Source organism: Lachnoanaerobaculum sp. ICM7 (genome assembly GCF_000287675.1).
Taxonomy (GTDB): domain Bacteria; phylum Bacillota; class Clostridia; order Lachnospirales; family Lachnospiraceae; genus Lachnoanaerobaculum.
The window spans coordinates 331,375-348,075 of record NZ_ALJL01000016.1 but is presented as its reverse complement, the minus strand read 5'-3'; the positions used below and the strand labels follow the sequence as shown (position 1 = coordinate 348,075).

Sequence of the window (16,701 nt, the reverse complement as noted above, 5' to 3'; positions counted from 1 at the left end):
AATTTGATATTATATTACCATATCAAAATGGTGAAAAGGGACACATTTCCTATGAAAGGAGCATTATGAACGAACTTACAAAAAAGGCTTATGAGACTTGGAAAAATGCCGACTTGGCTGATGAGGCTCTTGTAAAAGAGATGGCATCCATTGCAAATGATGAAGAGGCTATCAATGACAGATTTTATAAGGAATTGGCATTCGGTACAGGCGGTCTTAGAGGCGTGCTTGGAGTTGGAAGCAACAGAATGAATATTTATACTGTTGGAAAGGCCAGCAGAGGTTTGGCAAATTATATAAATTCCATATCAAAGGCTCCTAAGCTTGCCATATCATATGACAGCAGAAACAATTCAGATGTATTTGCAAAAAGAGCGGCAAGTATATTTGCAGGAGCGGGAATCAAGGTATATATCTGGAAAGAGCTTATGCCTACACCTGCACTTTCTTTTGCGGTAAGAGAGCTCGGATGTGACGGCGGTATAATGGTAACAGCCAGCCACAACCCTGCAAAATACAACGGCTATAAGGTATACGGTGCTGACGGATGTCAGATAGCCAATGAGGCGGCAGACAGAATACTTGATGAGATAAACAGTGTGGAGACATTCTCAAACTATGAGCTGGTTGATTTTGAGGAAGGCCTTAAGTCGGGTATTATCGAGTATATAAGTGAAGATACCTTTAATGCCTTTATGGATGCGGTTTCAACACAGACTTTTATAGGTGATGATGTTGATAAGAATGTAAAAATTGCTTATACACCTCTTTACGGAACAGGTTTAAGATGTGTTACAACCTGTCTTAAGAAAAACGGATTTACAAATATTGAGATAGTAAAGGAGCAGGCTACTCCAAACGGAGATTTCCCAACCTGCCCATATCCAAATCCTGAGATAAGAGAAGCTCTTGAAGTAGGTTTAAATGTTGCTAAGGAGGTTGGAGCGGATATCCTTATTGCTACAGACCCTGACTGTGACAGAGTAGGTATTGCAGTAAAGCAGGGAGATGATTTCAGACTCTTCTCAGGAAATGAAGTTGGAGTTTTACTTACAGACTTTATTGCAAAGAGAAAAGTTGCAATGGGAATTATGCCTAAGAAGCCTGTAGTTGTTAAAACAATAGTTACTACGGATCTTGTAAACAGAGTTGCAGATAACTACGGTATCGAGACAAGAGATGTGCTTACAGGATTTAAATATATCGGAGATCAGATTGCAAATCTTGAAAAAGACGGCGAAGTTGACAGATACCTCCTTGGATTTGAGGAGAGCTACGGATATCTTTCAGGAAGCTATGTAAGAGATAAGGATGCTGTAAACGGAGCATATCTGATTGCACAGATGTTTGCATACTATAAGGCTGAGAACAAGTCATTACTTGATGTACTTAACGGATTATATGAGAAGTACGGATATTATCTGAACACACTTTATTCATTCGAGTTTGAAGGCGAGAGCGGAATGAAGAAGATGGATGCAATAATGGATACTTTCAGAAACAATACTCCAAAGGAAATTGCAGGGGTAAAGGTTTTGGAAGTAAGAGATTATGAGACTTCCACTCAGACAAATCTTGCTACAGGTGAGAAAAAAGCAATAGACTTACCTAAGTCAAATGTTATCAAGTATATGCTTGAGGGCAACTCATCCGCAGTACTCAGACCTTCAGGAACCGAGCCTAAGTTAAAGCTTTATCTTGCTATAAGCAGTGAGAATGAAGCAAGTGCAAGAGAACTTGAGAGTAAAATAGCAAATGAAATAAAGAAGAGTTTAGCTTAAATTTTTAGAGGCTGTGTAAACGGCCTCTTTTTTAATGCATTAATATAAAACATTTTTACTTGCAATTTAAAATCCGGTGTGCTATCATTGTGCGGTAGACGTACAAATGTATTTTAGGGGCGAACATGGAACAGAATATCAAATATTATGTGGTAAAAGATAAAGCAATACCTGAGGTACTCATTAAGGTGGTTGAGGCAAAGAGGCTTTTGACTGCGGACAAGATGATGACTGTAAAGGAGGCCACAGATAAATGCGGTATAAGCAGAAGCTCATTTTACAAATATAAAGATGATATCTTTCCATTTGATGATTCTTCAAAGGGAAGGAATATCACCCTCTCTATTCAGATATCGGATGAAATGGGACTTTTATCGGAGTTGTTGGCAGTGGTTGCAAAGTATCATGCCAATATCCTGACAATACATCAGACCATACCCGTAAGCGGTGTGGCGACTATTTCTTTATCTATAGAGGTTTTAAATGATACAGGAGACTTATCTAAGATGGTAGATGAAATCGGAAATTTGGACGGCATCTTTGATATAAAAATATTGGCTAGGGAGTAAATTATGTTTAATATTGCGATATTGGGATTTGGAACAGTAGGTTCAGGCGTATATGAAGTTATAAAGCAAAATAATGCACTTTTAAAGGAGAAGACAGGTGAGGATATAGTTGTGAAAAAAATCCTTGATCTGCGTGAGTTCCCGGGAACCGAATGGGAAAACTTATTGGTACATGATATTAAAGAAATCATAGAAGATAAGGATATAGATGTAGTAGTAGAGACAATGGGCGGAACATCACCGGCTTTTGAGTTTGTAAGGGATGCGCTTTTGTCAGGTAAGCATGTTACCACATCAAACAAGGCTTTGGTGGCGGCACATGGCACGGAACTTTTAAAGATTGCAAGAGAAAAAAATGTAAACTTCTTCTTTGAAGCAAGTGTAGGCGGCGGTATTCCTATTATCAGAACTTTAACAGAGAGTTATGCCGGAGAGCATTTTAAGGAGATCACAGGTATCTTAAACGGTACTACAAACTATATACTTACAAAGATGGATGCAGAGGGTGAGAGCTTTGAAAGGGCACTTGCTACAGCACAGGATCTCGGATATGCGGAGAGAAATCCTGAGGCTGATGTGGAAGGACATGATACTTGCAGAAAGATTGCAATACTTTCATCTCTTGCAACAGGCAAGGAAGTAAACTTTGAAAATATTCATACAGAGGGGTATCACAAAGATAGATACAACGGATTTTGAGTATGCAAAGCATCTTAATACATCAATAAAGCTTTTCGGTGATGCGAAGTTTGAAAATGATAAGCTTTACGCATTCGTAGCACCTGTAATGGTTGAGAGCAGTCATCCGCTCTTTATGGTAAATGATGTATATAACGGAATTATGGTAGAGGGAAATATGCTTGGAAAGAGCATGCTCTACGGTAGCGGTGCAGGAAAGCTTCCTACTGCAAGTGCAGTAGTTGCAGACATTGTTGCAATTGCAAAGAATAAGCATGGAAATGTACCTTTCGGATGGGGTGAGAACAAGCAGGAAGTTGTAGATATGCAGGAGACAAGCCATAGATACTTTGTAAGATTTATGGGCAGAGACAGTGAGTTTATAGAAAAATGCAAGTCCGAATTCAAGGATTCAAGAGAAGTATACCTTGACGGCAAGGACGAATTCGCTTTGATAACAGGAGTACTTAAGGAAAAAGATTTCCTTAGTGCTTTGAATAATCTGAGCGGTGTGATAAAATATATAAGAACAAAGATAGTTTAATTTTTATTGGCACTACCATTGGTGGTGCCAAAATTATATTTGGGAAGAAAATGAGAAAGATATTAGAATTTTTATTAAGTTTTGTACCTCCATGTGCATTTCATGAATTTACAGGTCTATATTGTCCGGGCTGTGGAGGAACCAGAGCAGTGAGATTTTTGGTAAGGGGAAATATATGGAAAAGCTTTATTTATAACCCCACAGTACTTTATATTGTTATTGCAACTTTTATTTTTTTCGCTTTTGTAGTAAAGTATAAGATTAGTGGCAAGCATTTGAATAAAGACAAGATTGTCTTGCCGATGTTATATATAGGAATTGCCATAATGATTTTAAACTGGATTATAAAAGACTGGTTTTTAATTTTTAGAGGAATTGACTTATTAAAATAGACGAGGATTATAGATGAAAGATACCGTAAGTATTGCAAAAAGAAGATGGGAAAACAGAGCTCTGCTATTCGGAACAGTTTCAATAGTTTTGAATATGTGTGCTTTGCCGACATCAGGAGTTCCACTGGGTATTCCTATGGGAATATTTGCTGTTGCATTCGGAATTATTTCAGCCAAAGGCGGAATAAGAGGAAGAGCGGTTGCAGGTATTATTACAGGAATATTCGGTATATTGATAGGTTTAATTATATACTTAATGATACTTTTTGTTATCACACAATTAAAAGACCCTAATATTATGAGTATGTTTAAGCCTGAGCAAATCAAAATATTACAGGATTATATCCAAACTTATATAGCACAGTGATTGTAGATAATGGAGGAGATGACTTTGACTGATATAGTAAAAATACTCGCAGAAGAACTTGGTATAAAGACCACACAGGTTGAGGCCACCATAAAGCTTATAGATGAAGGCAATACCATTCCTTTTATTTCAAGATACAGAAAAGAAGTGACAGGCTCTCTAAATGATGAAATACTCAGACAATTTGATGAGAGATTAAAGTATCTCAGAAATCTTGAGGAAAAGAAGGAGCAGGTATTATCGGCAATTGAGGAGCAGGGAAAGCTTACAGATGAACTTAAAAAAGAAATAGAGTCTGCACTTACCTTAGTGGCGGTTGACGATCTTTACAGACCTTTCAGACCGAAAAGACGTACAAGAGCAATGATTGCTATTGAAAAAGGTCTTGAGAATTTTGCCACAGATATTTACGAGGAAAAGCTGAAGCAGCCTGCACTTGAGGAAGCAAAGAAATACCTTTCAGATAAAGAAGGCCTTGAGGTGGAAACACCTGAAGATGCTATAGCAGGTGCTATGGATATTATCGCAGAGAAAATCTCTGATGATGCGGCTTTTAGAAATAAGATAAGAGATCTCTCATTTAAGCAGGGTATACTGACTTCTGTGGCAAAGGATGAAACTGTAGAATCTGTATATGAAAACTATTACAATTTTGCAGAGAGCGTTTCAAAAACAGCAGGATATAAGATACTTGCAATCAACAGAGGAGAGGAAGAAAAGATACTTACTGTAAAGCTTGACCCTCCGGTTGAGGAGATTATCAGATATCTGGAAAAATGCATTATAAAAAAGCATAATGAACATACAGAGCAGATATTAAAAGATACTATTGATGATGCATATAAGAGACTTATTGCGCCTTCAATAGAAAGAGATATCAGATCAAGTCTTACAGAAAAGGCAGAGGATGAGGCTATAAAGGTATTTGGAAAGAATCTTACACAGCTTTTGATGCAGCCACCTGTAGCAGGAAGAGTGGTACTTGGTTGGGATCCGGCTTTCAGAACAGGATGTAAGCTTGCAGTAGTTGATGAGACCGGAAAGGTGCTTGATACCAAAGTTATCTTCCCTACAGCACCGCAAAATAAGGTTGCAGAGTCAAAGAAGATATTAAAAGAGCTGATAAAGAAATATAATATAAGTCTTATTTCGCTTGGAAACGGTACCGCTTCCAGAGAATCCGAGGCTGTTATTGTGGAGCTTATAAAAGAAGTTGATACAAAGCTTGAGTATATTATTGTAAACGAGGCAGGAGCCAGTGTATATTCTGCAAGTAAGCTGGCGACAGAGGAGTTCCCAAACTTTGACGTAGGTCAAAGATCTGCGGCTTCTATTGCCAGAAGACTTGAAGATCCGCTGGCAGAGCTTGTAAAGATAGATCCTAAGTCCATTGGTGTCGGTCAGTATCAGCATGATATGAACCAGAAAAAACTCTCAGAAGCACTTTCGGGAGTTGTAGAGGACTGTGTAAATAAGGTAGGTGTGGATCTTAATACAGCTTCAGCACCTCTTTTAGAGTATATATCAGGTATTTCAAAGGCTGTTGCCAAGAATATAGTTGTATACAGGGAGGAAAACGGAAGCTTTAAGACAAGGAAAGAGCTTTTAAAGGTTTCCAAGCTTGGACCTAAGGCATTTGAGCAATGTGCAGGTTTCCTTCGAATAAATGACGGTAAAGAGCCGCTTGATATGACAAGTGTGCATCCTGAAAGCTATGAAGCTACAAAGAAGCTTTTAGAGAGTATAGGCTACAGTTCCAAGGATATCACGGTTGCCGGACTTAACGGTATTTCAAAGAAAATTACCGATTTTAAAAAGGTATCCGATGAAATCGGAATAGGTGAGATAACTTTAAAGGATATAGTAAAAGAGCTTGAAAAACCGGGAAGAGACCCCAGAGATGAGATGCAAAAGCCTATACTTCGCACGGATGTTATGGAGATGGAAGATTTAAAAGAGGGCATGATATTAAAGGGCACAGTCAGAAATGTGATTGACTTCGGCGCATTTGTGGATATCGGAGTACATCAGGACGGACTTGTACATATATCAAAGCTTAGTAAGAAGTTTATAAAGCATCCACTTGAAGCAGTGAGTGTAGGAGATATTGTTGAAGTAAGGGTAGACAGCGTAGATCTGAAAAAGAAGAGAATAGCACTGTCTATGGTATTGGATTGATATGAATAAAATAAAGATAGATATGCAGCTTAATGCAAAGGATATATGGCTTTTTTCCATGTATCACAGCAATAGAGGTTTCCTACTGATATTTAATGTGCTTTTTACAATAGTAATGTATTATTATATGATCACCTCTTGGAATACAATTGATATTCCAAGGAAAATCTTGTTTTTGGCATTGGCAAATATGTTTTTACTGATACAGCCGGCAATGCTTTATCTAAAATCTGCAAAACAGGCAAGAAGTGAGGCTATAAGAGCAGGACTTTCACTTGAGATGAATGATGAGGGAATTGTGGTTTCATCAAAGGGAGAGAGTATTGACTTTAAATGGGAGAGCGGATTTCGTTCAAGGATAGTACCCGGTATTATAATAATATATGTGGATGCTGTCAGAGGTTATTTGCTACCTGACAGATATACAAAGGAAAACAAAGAAAAAATAGTTGCTGTTTTAAAAGAGAAGACAAGGGTAAGTTTGTTATAAAATTATAAGTGCTTTTAAAAGCCTATAATTTACAAAGGTGGTTGGAATAAGGATGAATACAAGGGTATTTGAGAGTTTTTCCGATAAGGAAACATTTGATATTGCCTTTAGGATTGCAAATAATCTGAAGGCAAAAACCGGTTCTGTGGTGGTATGCCTTGACGGGGATCTTGGAGTCGGTAAAACCGTTTTTGCAAAGGGATTCGGTGCGGGACTTGGAATAAAGAGAGATATTGTAAGTCCTACATTCAATATAGTAAAAAGCTATGAAGGTGATAAAAGACTGCATCATTTTGACGTGTACAGAATTTCCGATATCTCTGAGCTTGATGAAATAGGATTTGATGAATTTATATATGATGATGCTATAGTCCTTATAGAGTGGTCAAAGCTTATAGAAGAAGCATTGCCGGCAAATATTATAAGGGTTGTTATATCAAAGGATCTTGAAAAGGGATTCGATTACAGAAAAATAGCAGTGGAAGGCATAAATAATGAAGATTTTGGGAATTGAAAGTGCTGCATTAGTGGCTTCAGTTGCAATAATAGATGAAAATGTGACAATAGCGGAATATACCACAAATTTTAAAAAGACTCATTCAGAGACATTATTGCCAATGCTTAATGAAATAGTAAAAATGACGGGAGTGAATTTAAAAGAGCTTTCGGCTATTGCAATTTCAGGAGGTCCGGGATCGTTTACCGGACTTAGAATAGGTGCCGCCAGTGCAAAGGGACTTGGGCTTGCACTTGATTTGCCGCTTATTCATGTGCCTACACTTGATGCTATGGCATTAAATATATACTCAAGTGATGCTCTGATTGTGCCTATAATGGATGCCAGAAGAAATCAGGTATATACAGGTATATATAAAAATGACCATCATTTGGAAGTAGTAAGAGAGTCTATGGCAGTGTCTATAGATGAATTATTAGATATACTTAGAGAGATAGATAGAAAAGAAAAGATAAAAAACATAGTATTCCTGGGTGACGGAGTGCCGGTATTTAGGGAATATATTGATGAAAACTTTGAAATTGCACATGATTTTGCTCCGGCAAATTTGAACAGACAGAGGGCGTCAAATATTGCAATGATTGGTATGGAGATGTTTAAAGAAGGGAAAACCATGATTTCTGATGATATGAGACCGGAATATCTTAGAAAAAGCCAGGCTGAAAGGGAGAGAAATGTGGATTAGACCCATGCTTCTTTCTGATGTGGAAGCAATAAGAAGCTTAGAAAGCGATATTTTCAGTGACGCATGGAGCGAAAATAACATAAAAGACTCTATAGAATCTAAATTCGATTACTGCATAGTGATTGAAGAAGACTATAGAGTCTTGGCATATATAGTTTTCAGAGTAAATGAAGATGAAGCGGAGCTGTTTAGAATAGCTACCGATATGCAGTACAGAGGATTGGGCTGTGGACATAAGTTAATGAACTTTATGATTTCAAATCTTAGAGATATGAAAGTAAAAAAGGTTTTTCTTGAGGTGAGATGCCAAAACAAAGATGCCATAAGTCTGTATGAGCATTATGGCTTTAAGAAGATAGGTATCAGAAAAGAATATTACTCTGATCCCACAGATGATGCTCTGTTAATGGAAGGATATATAAAATGTTAGATATTTGTTTATTAGGTACCGGAGGTATGATGCCGCTACCTTACAGATGGCTGACTTCAATGATGGCCAGATGTGAGGGAGTAAATCTTTTGATAGATTGCGGCGAGGGTACTCAGGTTGCCATAAAAGAGAAGGGATGGAGTCCGAAGCCTATAGATGTAATCTGCTTTACACATTTTCATGCGGATCATATAAGCGGTTTACCGGGACTTTTACTTACAATCGGAAATTGTGAAAAGACCACTCCGCTCCTTATCATAGGTCCTAAGGGACTTGAAAGAGTTGTAAATGCTATGAGAGTTATAGCACCGGAGCTTCCTTTTGAAATTCAATTCCATGAACTTAGAGAGAATGAGGAAGTGATAGATTTTGCACCTTATAAGATAGAAGCGTATAAGGTAAGCCATAGAGTAACATGCTACGGCTACAGAATTTCTATTGACAGAAAGGGCAAGTTTGATGCTGCCAGAGCAAAGGAGCTTGACATACCGTTAAAATACTGGAATAAATTGCAGCATGGTGAAACTATCACTGACGGAGATATCACATATACACCGGATATGGTAATGGGAGAGGCAAGAAGAGGTATAAAGGTAAATTATTGTACAGATACAAGACCTGTTCCGATTATTGCAGATTATGCCACAGATTGTGACCTCTTTATATGTGAGGGTATGTATGGTGAAGATGAAAAAGAAGAAAATGCCAAAGAACATAAGCATATGACTATGATGGAGGCGGCAAATCTCGGAAAAGTTGCTAATCCTAAGAGAATGTGGTTGACACATTATTCACCGTCAATGAATAAACCGGATGAGTATATCGATAAGCTGAAAAAAATCTGTCCGGTTATAGAAACCGCAAGAGATGGATGGAGTGTAGAGCTTGGTTATGAAGAAGAGTAATGTAAAAATACTTGCAATAGAAAGTTCATGTGATGAGACTGCGGCAGCAGTTGTGGAAGACGGAAGAAAGGTGCTTTCAAATGTTATCTCATCACAGATAGACTTGCATACAATATACGGAGGCGTAGTCCCTGAGATTGCCTCCAGAAAGCATATAGAAAATATAAATTTTGTCATAAAAGACGCACTGAAAGAGGCAAATGTTACCTTTGATGATATAGATGCAATAGCGGTTACATACGGACCGGGGCTTGTAGGTGCACTGCTTGTAGGCGTAGGAGAAGCAAAGGCGCTTGCTTACGGCCTAAACAAACCTCTTATAGGTGTACATCATATAAAGGGACATGTTCTGGCAAATCTTATAGAGCATGAAGAACTGGAGCCGCCATTTGTATGTCTTATCGTTTCAGGCGGTCATACTGAAATAGCAATTGTAAAAGATTATAATGATTTTGAGATAGTTGCTACCACCAGAGATGATGCGGCAGGTGAGGCATTTGATAAAGTGGCAAGAAGCGTGGGACTTGGGTATCCCGGGGGTCCGAAGATTGATAAAGCCGCAAAACTTGGAGATTCTCATGCCATAGAATTTCCAAAGGCAAGAGTAAATGATTCCAAATATGATTTCAGCTTTTCAGGTGTAAAGTCTGCCGTATTAAATTATCAAAATAAGGCAAATATGATCGGTGAAAAGATAAATGTAAATGATTTGGTAGCTTCATTTCAAAGAGCAGTTGTAGAAGTTTTAGTAGAACATACCATTACTGTAGCCAAGGATTACAATATAAAAAATGTTGCTATGGCAGGCGGTGTGGCTTCAAATACCGCACTTAGAAGTCTGATGGAAGAAAAATGCAGTGAAGAAGGTTTGAAACTTCACTTCCCTTCACCGATATATTGCACTGATAATGCAGCAATGATAGGTGTAGCCGCATACTTTGAATATTTAAATGAAAACTTTAAAGATTTGACACTTAATGCAGTGCCGAATCTGGAATTATAATATGAAGAGTATAGCAATAATACTTGCGGCAGGCAGCGGTAAGAGATTTAATGCCAAGAAAAAGAAGCAGTTTGTAGAGCTTTTTGATAAGCCATTATTATACTATTCTTTAAAAGCCTTCAGTGAAAGTAAGGCGGATGAAATCATTGTAGTCACTTCAAAAGATGATATTGATTTTGTAAGAGAAGATATTGTAAATAAATATGGATTTAGTAAGGTGATCAGTATCGTAGCCGGTGGTGATGAAAGGTATGACTCCGTATACAACGGGTTAAAAAAAGCTACAGGCGATATCTGTATGATACATGATTCTGCCAGAGCAATGATAAGTGTGGAGCTTATAAACAGATGTATAGAAGAGACCTTTAAATATAGGGCTGTTGTACCTGTAGTAGCTCCAAAGGACACTATAAGAGTTAGAGACGGAGAATTTGGTGGTGAGACAATTGATCGAAATACACTTTGTATCATCCAGACTCCACAGTGCTTTGATATAGCTTTAATAAAGTCTGCCTTTGAAAAGCTGTATAAAACAGATTATAAAAATCTTGGAATCACAGATGATGCAATGGTGTTGGAGAAATTTACCGATACCAAAGTAAGGCTGATAGATGGTGATTATAAAAATATTAAGGTAACAACACCTGAGGATATAGTGATAGCTAAGGCGTTTTTGGACGCCGAGAATTGCTGATAGAAAAGCCGATGCAGCCTTTGGTTGCGTTGGCTTTTTGGGTATTATGTCAAGCGTTGGGGGATTTTTTAACTTCACAGCCGGAATTCGAGGGAAATATGAAAGTCAATATGAATATTATTGTTGGCGGAACGGATGATATATTGGATGATATACTGTCTGCCGCAAGAACGGTAAGAAAAGAAATGAAAAATATTTTTGAAAGCGTTGAGACGGAGACATTACAGAAGATGGATATTTGTGTTTGTCTTAGCGGAAATATATCAAAGTATTATCCTAAGTCGGGAATTTATCAGGCAAGATATTATTCTAAAGCTAAGAAGTTTATGGTATATGTTCATTTCAGCTCTAATGAGTGGAACTCAAAAAAGACAGAAAGTGTAAGTAAGTTTCTTAAAATGTATAAGGACTATCTTATGGAGCTTTCGGATATCATTAAGACGAAAACGACGAAGTATAAACCGGATTTTGATAGTAGGTGTTATGAAGATGGGATTAAAAGCGTGTTTGAGAATTTGAAGATGATGTTAGGTTTGAATTTGGTGATGGAAGATATGATTGGCAAAATTGTAAAAGTTAAAGTTGATCGTAAGCTTGGGAGTGCTCATCCTGATTATCCTGAACATATTTATCCAATCAATTATGGTTATATTGAAGGAATAATCGCTCCTGATGGAGAAGAACAAGACGTATATATACTTGGGGTTGATAAAGCAGTAGATGAATATGAAGGAGAATTAATTGCTGTTATCAAAAGGGACGATGATGAAGAAGAAAAATGGGTTATTGCTCCAATAGGAATAAAGTTTACAGTAGAAGAAATTGAAGAAGCTGTTAGATTTCAAGAGAAATATTTCAAGTCTCATATTGAAATGTTATGATCAAATCTGAATTTGTTGAACGTGGCATACTATAAGTTTCTATGAGATAAAACCTATAAAACTTGTACGGATATTGTAGGGTAGGAAAAGAAATCTTCCTCTATACTAAAATAAACTGAAGGAAAGGAGGAATCGAAATGAATATTATCAAGTCGTTTAACGATACGATTGATTATCTTGAAACAGTTCTTGATGATGAAATTGATGAAAAGAAAGTAACTCAGTTATCCGGATATTCGTATTCAATGTTCAGTCGCTTGTTTTCTATTCTGACTGAAACAACGCTTTCAGAATATTTAAGAAGCAGAAGATTGACGGAAGCAGCCATTATATTAAGAAATACGGATGAAAAAATTATTGATGTTGCTTTCAAATTTGGATATGAGTCATCAGATTCATTTGGAACAGCTTTTAAAAATTTTCATGGATTTACTCCTTCTGAGGTAAGAAATGGAAATCCGTTCAAATTAGTATCACGAGTGCAATTAGCACTAAGTGTAAGGGGAGGAAGAAGCATGAACATTACAATTCAAAAGAAACAAGCATTTACAGTTGCTGGTGTAAATGAACAAAGCATCAATTCATCATTATGTCCGAGTGTATGGAATAAGCTATATAAAAAATATAGCTACGATGAACTTGCAAGTTTGGGAAGCGGTCAAAGTATGGGCGTTTGTCATGATGTAGAAAATCCAAGCAAAATAAACTACATGGCAGGCTATATTGTTAATGATGTAGACAAAGCCATAAGCATGGGGTTAGATGTTTTGGAAGTGGAAGAAGCAGAGTATGCCGTTGTAGAGTTAATAGGAAGGGTTCCGAATTGTATTCATAACGGATGGAAGTATGCGATGGAAGTATTTTTCCCTGAGCATGGTTATGTACATTCAGGTAAACCTGACTTTGAATATTATTACGAAGGTGATATGGATAGTGAAGAATATAAAATGGAACTTTGGATTCCTATAACTAAAGCTTAAAAAAACGGTATGTCTAAATAATCGAATAGCGTAAAAACTAAGCACATAACTTTAAGATTATAGAATCTTTCAGATATGTGCTTTTTCTGTAGTCGGTAATTTTGTTGGAAAAGTTGTAGTAAAGCTTGAAGAATCTGCGAGTACCATAGTAGTGGAGCAGATACAGAAAAGTTTTTCTACAGGCCGGGACTAAAAGATGGACTGAATATGAAAAGTACAGTAAAATCTATATTAGAAATGTTTTCCGGAAATATTCCGGGAGAGGAACTAAAGGATGAAGATATATATAGTTAAAACGAGAGAGTACTACAATTTATTGTCCTCAGGATTGTTATGTGACTGTGATTATTGTAAGCTTTACTATGAAATTATCTATTAAGGGATAATTCGGGTTTGTAGAAATAAAGTATGTGAATTTACGGAGGTAAAGAAAATGAAAAAAATAAGAGAAATGTCTCTTTACTTAATAGTGATAATTCTAGCTTTTTATGTGTTACCTGTTTTAATTAATGATACAGGAACCGGTATATTCTTCTTACTAATTTTAATTACGATTATTTGTTTTTTAACTTCTCTAATTTATGGGATTAGGCATTCTTTTAACTTGATATTTTTATTGCTAATTATGATACTCTTTGTTCCGACTATATTTATATTTTATAATGAAAGTGCAGCTGTTTATGTATTGATATACGGTATAATTGCAACAACAGGAAATCTTTTGGGAAGATTAATTAAAAAAATGAGTAATTAAGAAATCAAAAGGTTATGCTTGATTTTGATCTTGTTGAAATTTATGGGTATTCTACCAAAAGATTTAATGAACAAGTTAAAAGAAATGACGAAAAATTTGATGATGATTTTATGTTTCAATTGACTGAAGAGGAAATATCTGAAATTTCAAGGTCGCAAAATGCGACCTTGAACAAAGGAACAGGTAGAGTAAGCAATATAAAGTATAAACCTTACGCCTTTACGGAACAGGGTATCTATATGCTTATGACTGTATTAAGAGGAGAACTTGCTGTTAAGCAAAGCAAGGCTTTAATACGAATGTTTAAGCAGATGAAAGACTTTATTATTGAGAATCAAGACTTTATTGGTTCAAAAGAATTGTTGCAAATTGCAGTACAGACAAACCAAAATACAAAGGATATTGCAGAAATAAAATCTCAAATGGCTACTAAAGAAGATTTGAAAAAAGTGATGGAAAATTTCATAGATCCGGACACCTATAAGCATTTCCTTTTGATGAATGGAGATAAGATTGAAGCGGATGTTGCCTATACAAAAATATATAAGTCTGCAAAGAAAAGTATTTTTGTGATAGATAACTACATAGGCTTAAAAACATTAGAGCTGCTAAGAACTGCAAAAGATAATGTGGAAGTCATCATATTTAGCGATAATGTTAGAAATAAAGATATGCTTACAAAAAGTATTTTAAATGATTTTATAAGAGATTACCCTAACATTAACTTAAAAATAAAGATTGCAGGTAAAAAGTATCATGATAGGTATATTTCAATAGACTATGGAACGGAAAATGAAGCATTTTATCTTTGTGGAGCATCATCGAAGGATGCAGGAAATAAAATCTCAAGTATTACCAAGATAGAAGAATCGGCAAAGGATTTGTATCATACAATATTTGGTGGAATGTTAAATAATAAGGATTTGAGAATTTAGTGTGTAAATAACAGGACACCTTTTAGTAAGTTTATTAAAAAAGTAATTAAGAAATCCATGTTTACTAGTCTGGGTAAATTTGAATCTGGTGGTGTGAAGCATGAATTATATAAGACAAGCAACGGTTGATGATTTAGTGAGAATAGCCGAAATATTTGTATTTAACAATAGGCTAAATTTTTATCCGATATTTCAAAAAGATACTTTCTATTTTGAAGATTTAACAGTTTTTAATATGGTAGAAAGTTTTGCAAAAGAATTGGATAGCATTTGGGTTTATGATGATGGTGTTGTAAAAGGGTTTATTCAAATCGAAAAAAGGGAAGTGAGGAGATTATTTGTTGAACCTACTCTTCAAGGAAAATCTATTGGGGCTGATTTATTAGAATATGGAATAGCAGAAAAAGATGTTGATTTTTTATGGGTATTAGAAAAAAATATAAAAGCAATAGTATTTTATAAGAAACATGGTTTTGACACTACAAATAAAAAGAAATATAAAGAAGACACGATAGAGTTTCTTGTTCGTATGGAGAGATAAATCCATGTTTGCTAAGTTCGGTAATTAGAATTTAAAAAATTGAAGTACAAAATAGTGAAGGACTTATAAAGTATGAAATTGGAATTAGAAAACACTAAATCGGAAAGAACGCATGAACTGGCAAATTTAATAAGAGCATACAATAGAGCCAATAGAGAACCGTCTAAAAGTGAACCTCTTAATATTTATTTGGAAGATGAAGAGGGCAATTTGGTTGCAGGAATGGTAGCGGAAACTTTTGGAAATTGGCTTGAGATTGAATATTTATATGTCAGTGAGGATTTACGGAGACAAGGGATCGGTTCAAAAATCTTGAAAATGGCGGAAAATGAGTCAAGAAATAGAGGCTGTAAGTATTCATTTGTGGATACTTTTAATTTTCAAGCACCAAAATTTTATGAAAAACATGGTTATAAAGAGGTGTTTGCATTGAAAAAATATCCTTATATAGGGGAGAGGTACTATTATACAAAAGAGTTGTGATTTGAAATGCTGTTTAGAAGTAGATTGTTTACTATGATAAACAGTATAGTTAAATCATGGTTTACCAAGGTTAGTGAATTTTTAGTTGTTATGGAGGTAAGTAAAATAATGAAAACATATCAGGATATAAACAAAGAAACTATTGACAGATGGGTTGAGGAAGGTTGGGAATGGGGGAAACCAACTTCACATGATGCATATATCAGTGCGAAAAATGGAGAATGGAAAGTTTTTCTTACTCCTACATTTCCGGTTCCACATGAGTGGCTGGGAGATTTAAAAGGAAAGAAAATTTTAGGTTTAGCATCAGGTGGAGGTCAGCAAATGCCTATATTTAATGCTTTAGGGGCAGAATGTACTGTGCTTGATTATTCTTCAAAGCAAATAGAAAACGAATTTTTAGTTGCTGAAAGAGAGGGCTATAATATTAAAGCAATTGAAGGTGATATGACAAAAATTTTGCCTTTTGAAAATGAAACTTTTGATATAGTGTTTCATCCTGTTTCAAACTGTTATGTTGAAGATGTGCAACATGTTTTTAACGAAGCATATAGAGTTCTGAAAAAGGGTGGAATTCTTCTTGCAGGTTTAAATAATGAGATAAACTACATTGTGGATGACGAAGAAAAAGAAATTGTTTGGAAAATGCCTTTTAATCCATTAAAAGATAAAGCGGCTAAAGAATATATGATTAAAGGAAATTCAGGAATTCAGTTCTCTCACAATATAACTGAGCAGATAGGTGGACAATTAAAGGCAGGATTTACTCTGCTTGATATATATGAAGATACAAACGGTTCCGGTAGGTTGCATGAAATGAATATTAAAACATATATTGCAACTAAATCAGCTAAATTATCGAAATAGATAAATTAGAATTTTAGGAGAAGTTGA

19 protein-coding genes and 1 pseudogene are annotated in these 16,701 nt (G+C 35.8%); all 20 read left to right on the top strand.

Translation table 11 applies throughout. The features are described from left to right. Positions 1-65 precede the first annotated feature (65 nt). The 20 genes and pseudogenes from HMPREF1140_RS04370 (at position 66) to HMPREF1140_RS04270 (ending at position 16,674) form a co-directional block, all read left to right on the top strand. Positions 66-1,781, top strand: a complete 1,716-nt coding sequence (locus tag HMPREF1140_RS04370) for a phospho-sugar mutase (protein WP_009662532.1) — start codon at positions 66-68, stop codon at positions 1,779-1,781. Positions 1,782-1,906: 125 nt separating this feature from the next. Further along, complete coding sequence (locus HMPREF1140_RS04365; RefSeq protein ID WP_007591092.1) at positions 1,907-2,350, top strand: ACT domain-containing protein; 444 nt, start codon at positions 1,907-1,909, stop codon at positions 2,348-2,350. Positions 2,351-2,353: 3 nt separating this feature from the next. After that, positions 2,354-3,572: pseudogene (locus HMPREF1140_RS14020) on the top strand (homoserine dehydrogenase). A gap of 50 nt (positions 3,573-3,622) precedes the next feature. Further along, complete coding sequence (locus HMPREF1140_RS04355; protein WP_009662703.1) at positions 3,623-3,964, top strand: DUF2752 domain-containing protein; 342 nt, start codon at positions 3,623-3,625, stop codon at positions 3,962-3,964. A 13-nt stretch (positions 3,965-3,977) separates the two neighbouring features. After that, entirely contained in the window at positions 3,978-4,331 is a 354-nt protein-coding gene (locus HMPREF1140_RS04350; protein ID WP_007591106.1) for a hypothetical protein, read from the top strand. 24 nt (positions 4,332-4,355) lie between these two features. After that, a complete protein-coding gene (locus HMPREF1140_RS04345) occupies positions 4,356-6,509 on the top strand; it encodes a Tex family protein (RefSeq protein WP_009662412.1) in 2,154 nt (717 codons plus the stop codon). A 1-nt stretch (position 6,510) separates the two neighbouring features. After that, entirely contained in the window at positions 6,511-6,999 is a 489-nt protein-coding gene (locus tag HMPREF1140_RS04340; RefSeq protein WP_009662510.1) for a YcxB family protein, read from the top strand. Between the two features lie 52 nt (positions 7,000-7,051). Next, positions 7,052-7,513 (top strand): tRNA (adenosine(37)-N6)-threonylcarbamoyltransferase complex ATPase subunit type 1 TsaE, encoded by a 462-nt coding sequence (tsaE, locus tag HMPREF1140_RS04335; protein ID WP_009662562.1) that lies wholly within the window; start codon positions 7,052-7,054, stop codon positions 7,511-7,513. Then, positions 7,494-8,201: a tRNA (adenosine(37)-N6)-threonylcarbamoyltransferase complex dimerization subunit type 1 TsaB gene (gene tsaB / locus HMPREF1140_RS04330; protein WP_009662468.1), complete on the top strand. Its 708-nt coding sequence runs from the start codon at positions 7,494-7,496 to the stop codon at positions 8,199-8,201. The genes tsaE and tsaB overlap by 20 nt, the downstream gene beginning before the upstream one ends. Then, positions 8,191-8,631 (top strand): ribosomal protein S18-alanine N-acetyltransferase, encoded by a 441-nt coding sequence (gene rimI, locus HMPREF1140_RS04325; RefSeq protein WP_035619851.1) that lies wholly within the window; start codon positions 8,191-8,193, stop codon positions 8,629-8,631. The genes tsaB and rimI overlap by 11 nt, the downstream gene beginning before the upstream one ends. Further along, on the top strand, positions 8,625-9,536 hold the full coding sequence (locus tag HMPREF1140_RS04320; protein ID WP_035619848.1) for a ribonuclease Z: 912 nt from the start codon (positions 8,625-8,627) through the stop codon (positions 9,534-9,536). Before rimI ends, HMPREF1140_RS04320 begins: the two co-directional genes overlap by 7 nt. Beyond that, positions 9,523-10,539, top strand: coding sequence for a tRNA (adenosine(37)-N6)-threonylcarbamoyltransferase complex transferase subunit TsaD (gene tsaD / locus HMPREF1140_RS04315; RefSeq protein ID WP_009662546.1), 1,017 nt, complete (start codon positions 9,523-9,525; stop codon positions 10,537-10,539). Before HMPREF1140_RS04320 ends, tsaD begins: the two co-directional genes overlap by 14 nt. A gap of 1 nt (position 10,540) precedes the next feature. Beyond that, positions 10,541-11,233, top strand: a complete 693-nt coding sequence (gene ispD / locus HMPREF1140_RS04310) for a 2-C-methyl-D-erythritol 4-phosphate cytidylyltransferase (RefSeq protein WP_009662465.1) — start codon at positions 10,541-10,543, stop codon at positions 11,231-11,233. A 98-nt stretch (positions 11,234-11,331) separates the two neighbouring features. Further along, complete coding sequence (locus tag HMPREF1140_RS13910) at positions 11,332-12,114, top strand: Imm12 family immunity protein (RefSeq protein WP_156789895.1); 783 nt, start codon at positions 11,332-11,334, stop codon at positions 12,112-12,114. Between the two features lie 137 nt (positions 12,115-12,251). Beyond that, positions 12,252-13,094 carry an AraC family transcriptional regulator gene (locus tag HMPREF1140_RS04295; RefSeq protein WP_009662448.1) on the top strand — a complete coding sequence of 281 codons (843 nt, stop codon included), beginning with the start codon at positions 12,252-12,254 and terminating at the stop codon, positions 13,092-13,094. Positions 13,095-13,527: 433 nt separating this feature from the next. Then, positions 13,528-13,848, top strand: coding sequence for a hypothetical protein (locus tag HMPREF1140_RS04290; protein WP_035619845.1), 321 nt, complete (start codon positions 13,528-13,530; stop codon positions 13,846-13,848). A gap of 14 nt (positions 13,849-13,862) precedes the next feature. Next, a complete protein-coding gene (locus HMPREF1140_RS04285; protein WP_009662659.1) occupies positions 13,863-14,783 on the top strand; it encodes an ORF6N domain-containing protein in 921 nt (306 codons plus the stop codon). 100 nt (positions 14,784-14,883) lie between these two features. Continuing rightward, complete coding sequence (locus HMPREF1140_RS04280) at positions 14,884-15,324, top strand: GNAT family N-acetyltransferase (protein ID WP_009662700.1); 441 nt, start codon at positions 14,884-14,886, stop codon at positions 15,322-15,324. A 72-nt stretch (positions 15,325-15,396) separates the two neighbouring features. After that, entirely contained in the window at positions 15,397-15,807 is a 411-nt protein-coding gene (locus HMPREF1140_RS04275) for a GNAT family N-acetyltransferase (RefSeq protein WP_035619843.1), read from the top strand. Between the two features lie 108 nt (positions 15,808-15,915). Next, positions 15,916-16,674, top strand: a complete 759-nt coding sequence (locus HMPREF1140_RS04270) for a class I SAM-dependent methyltransferase (protein ID WP_034243279.1) — start codon at positions 15,916-15,918, stop codon at positions 16,672-16,674. The last annotated feature ends 27 nt before the right edge of the window (positions 16,675-16,701 follow it).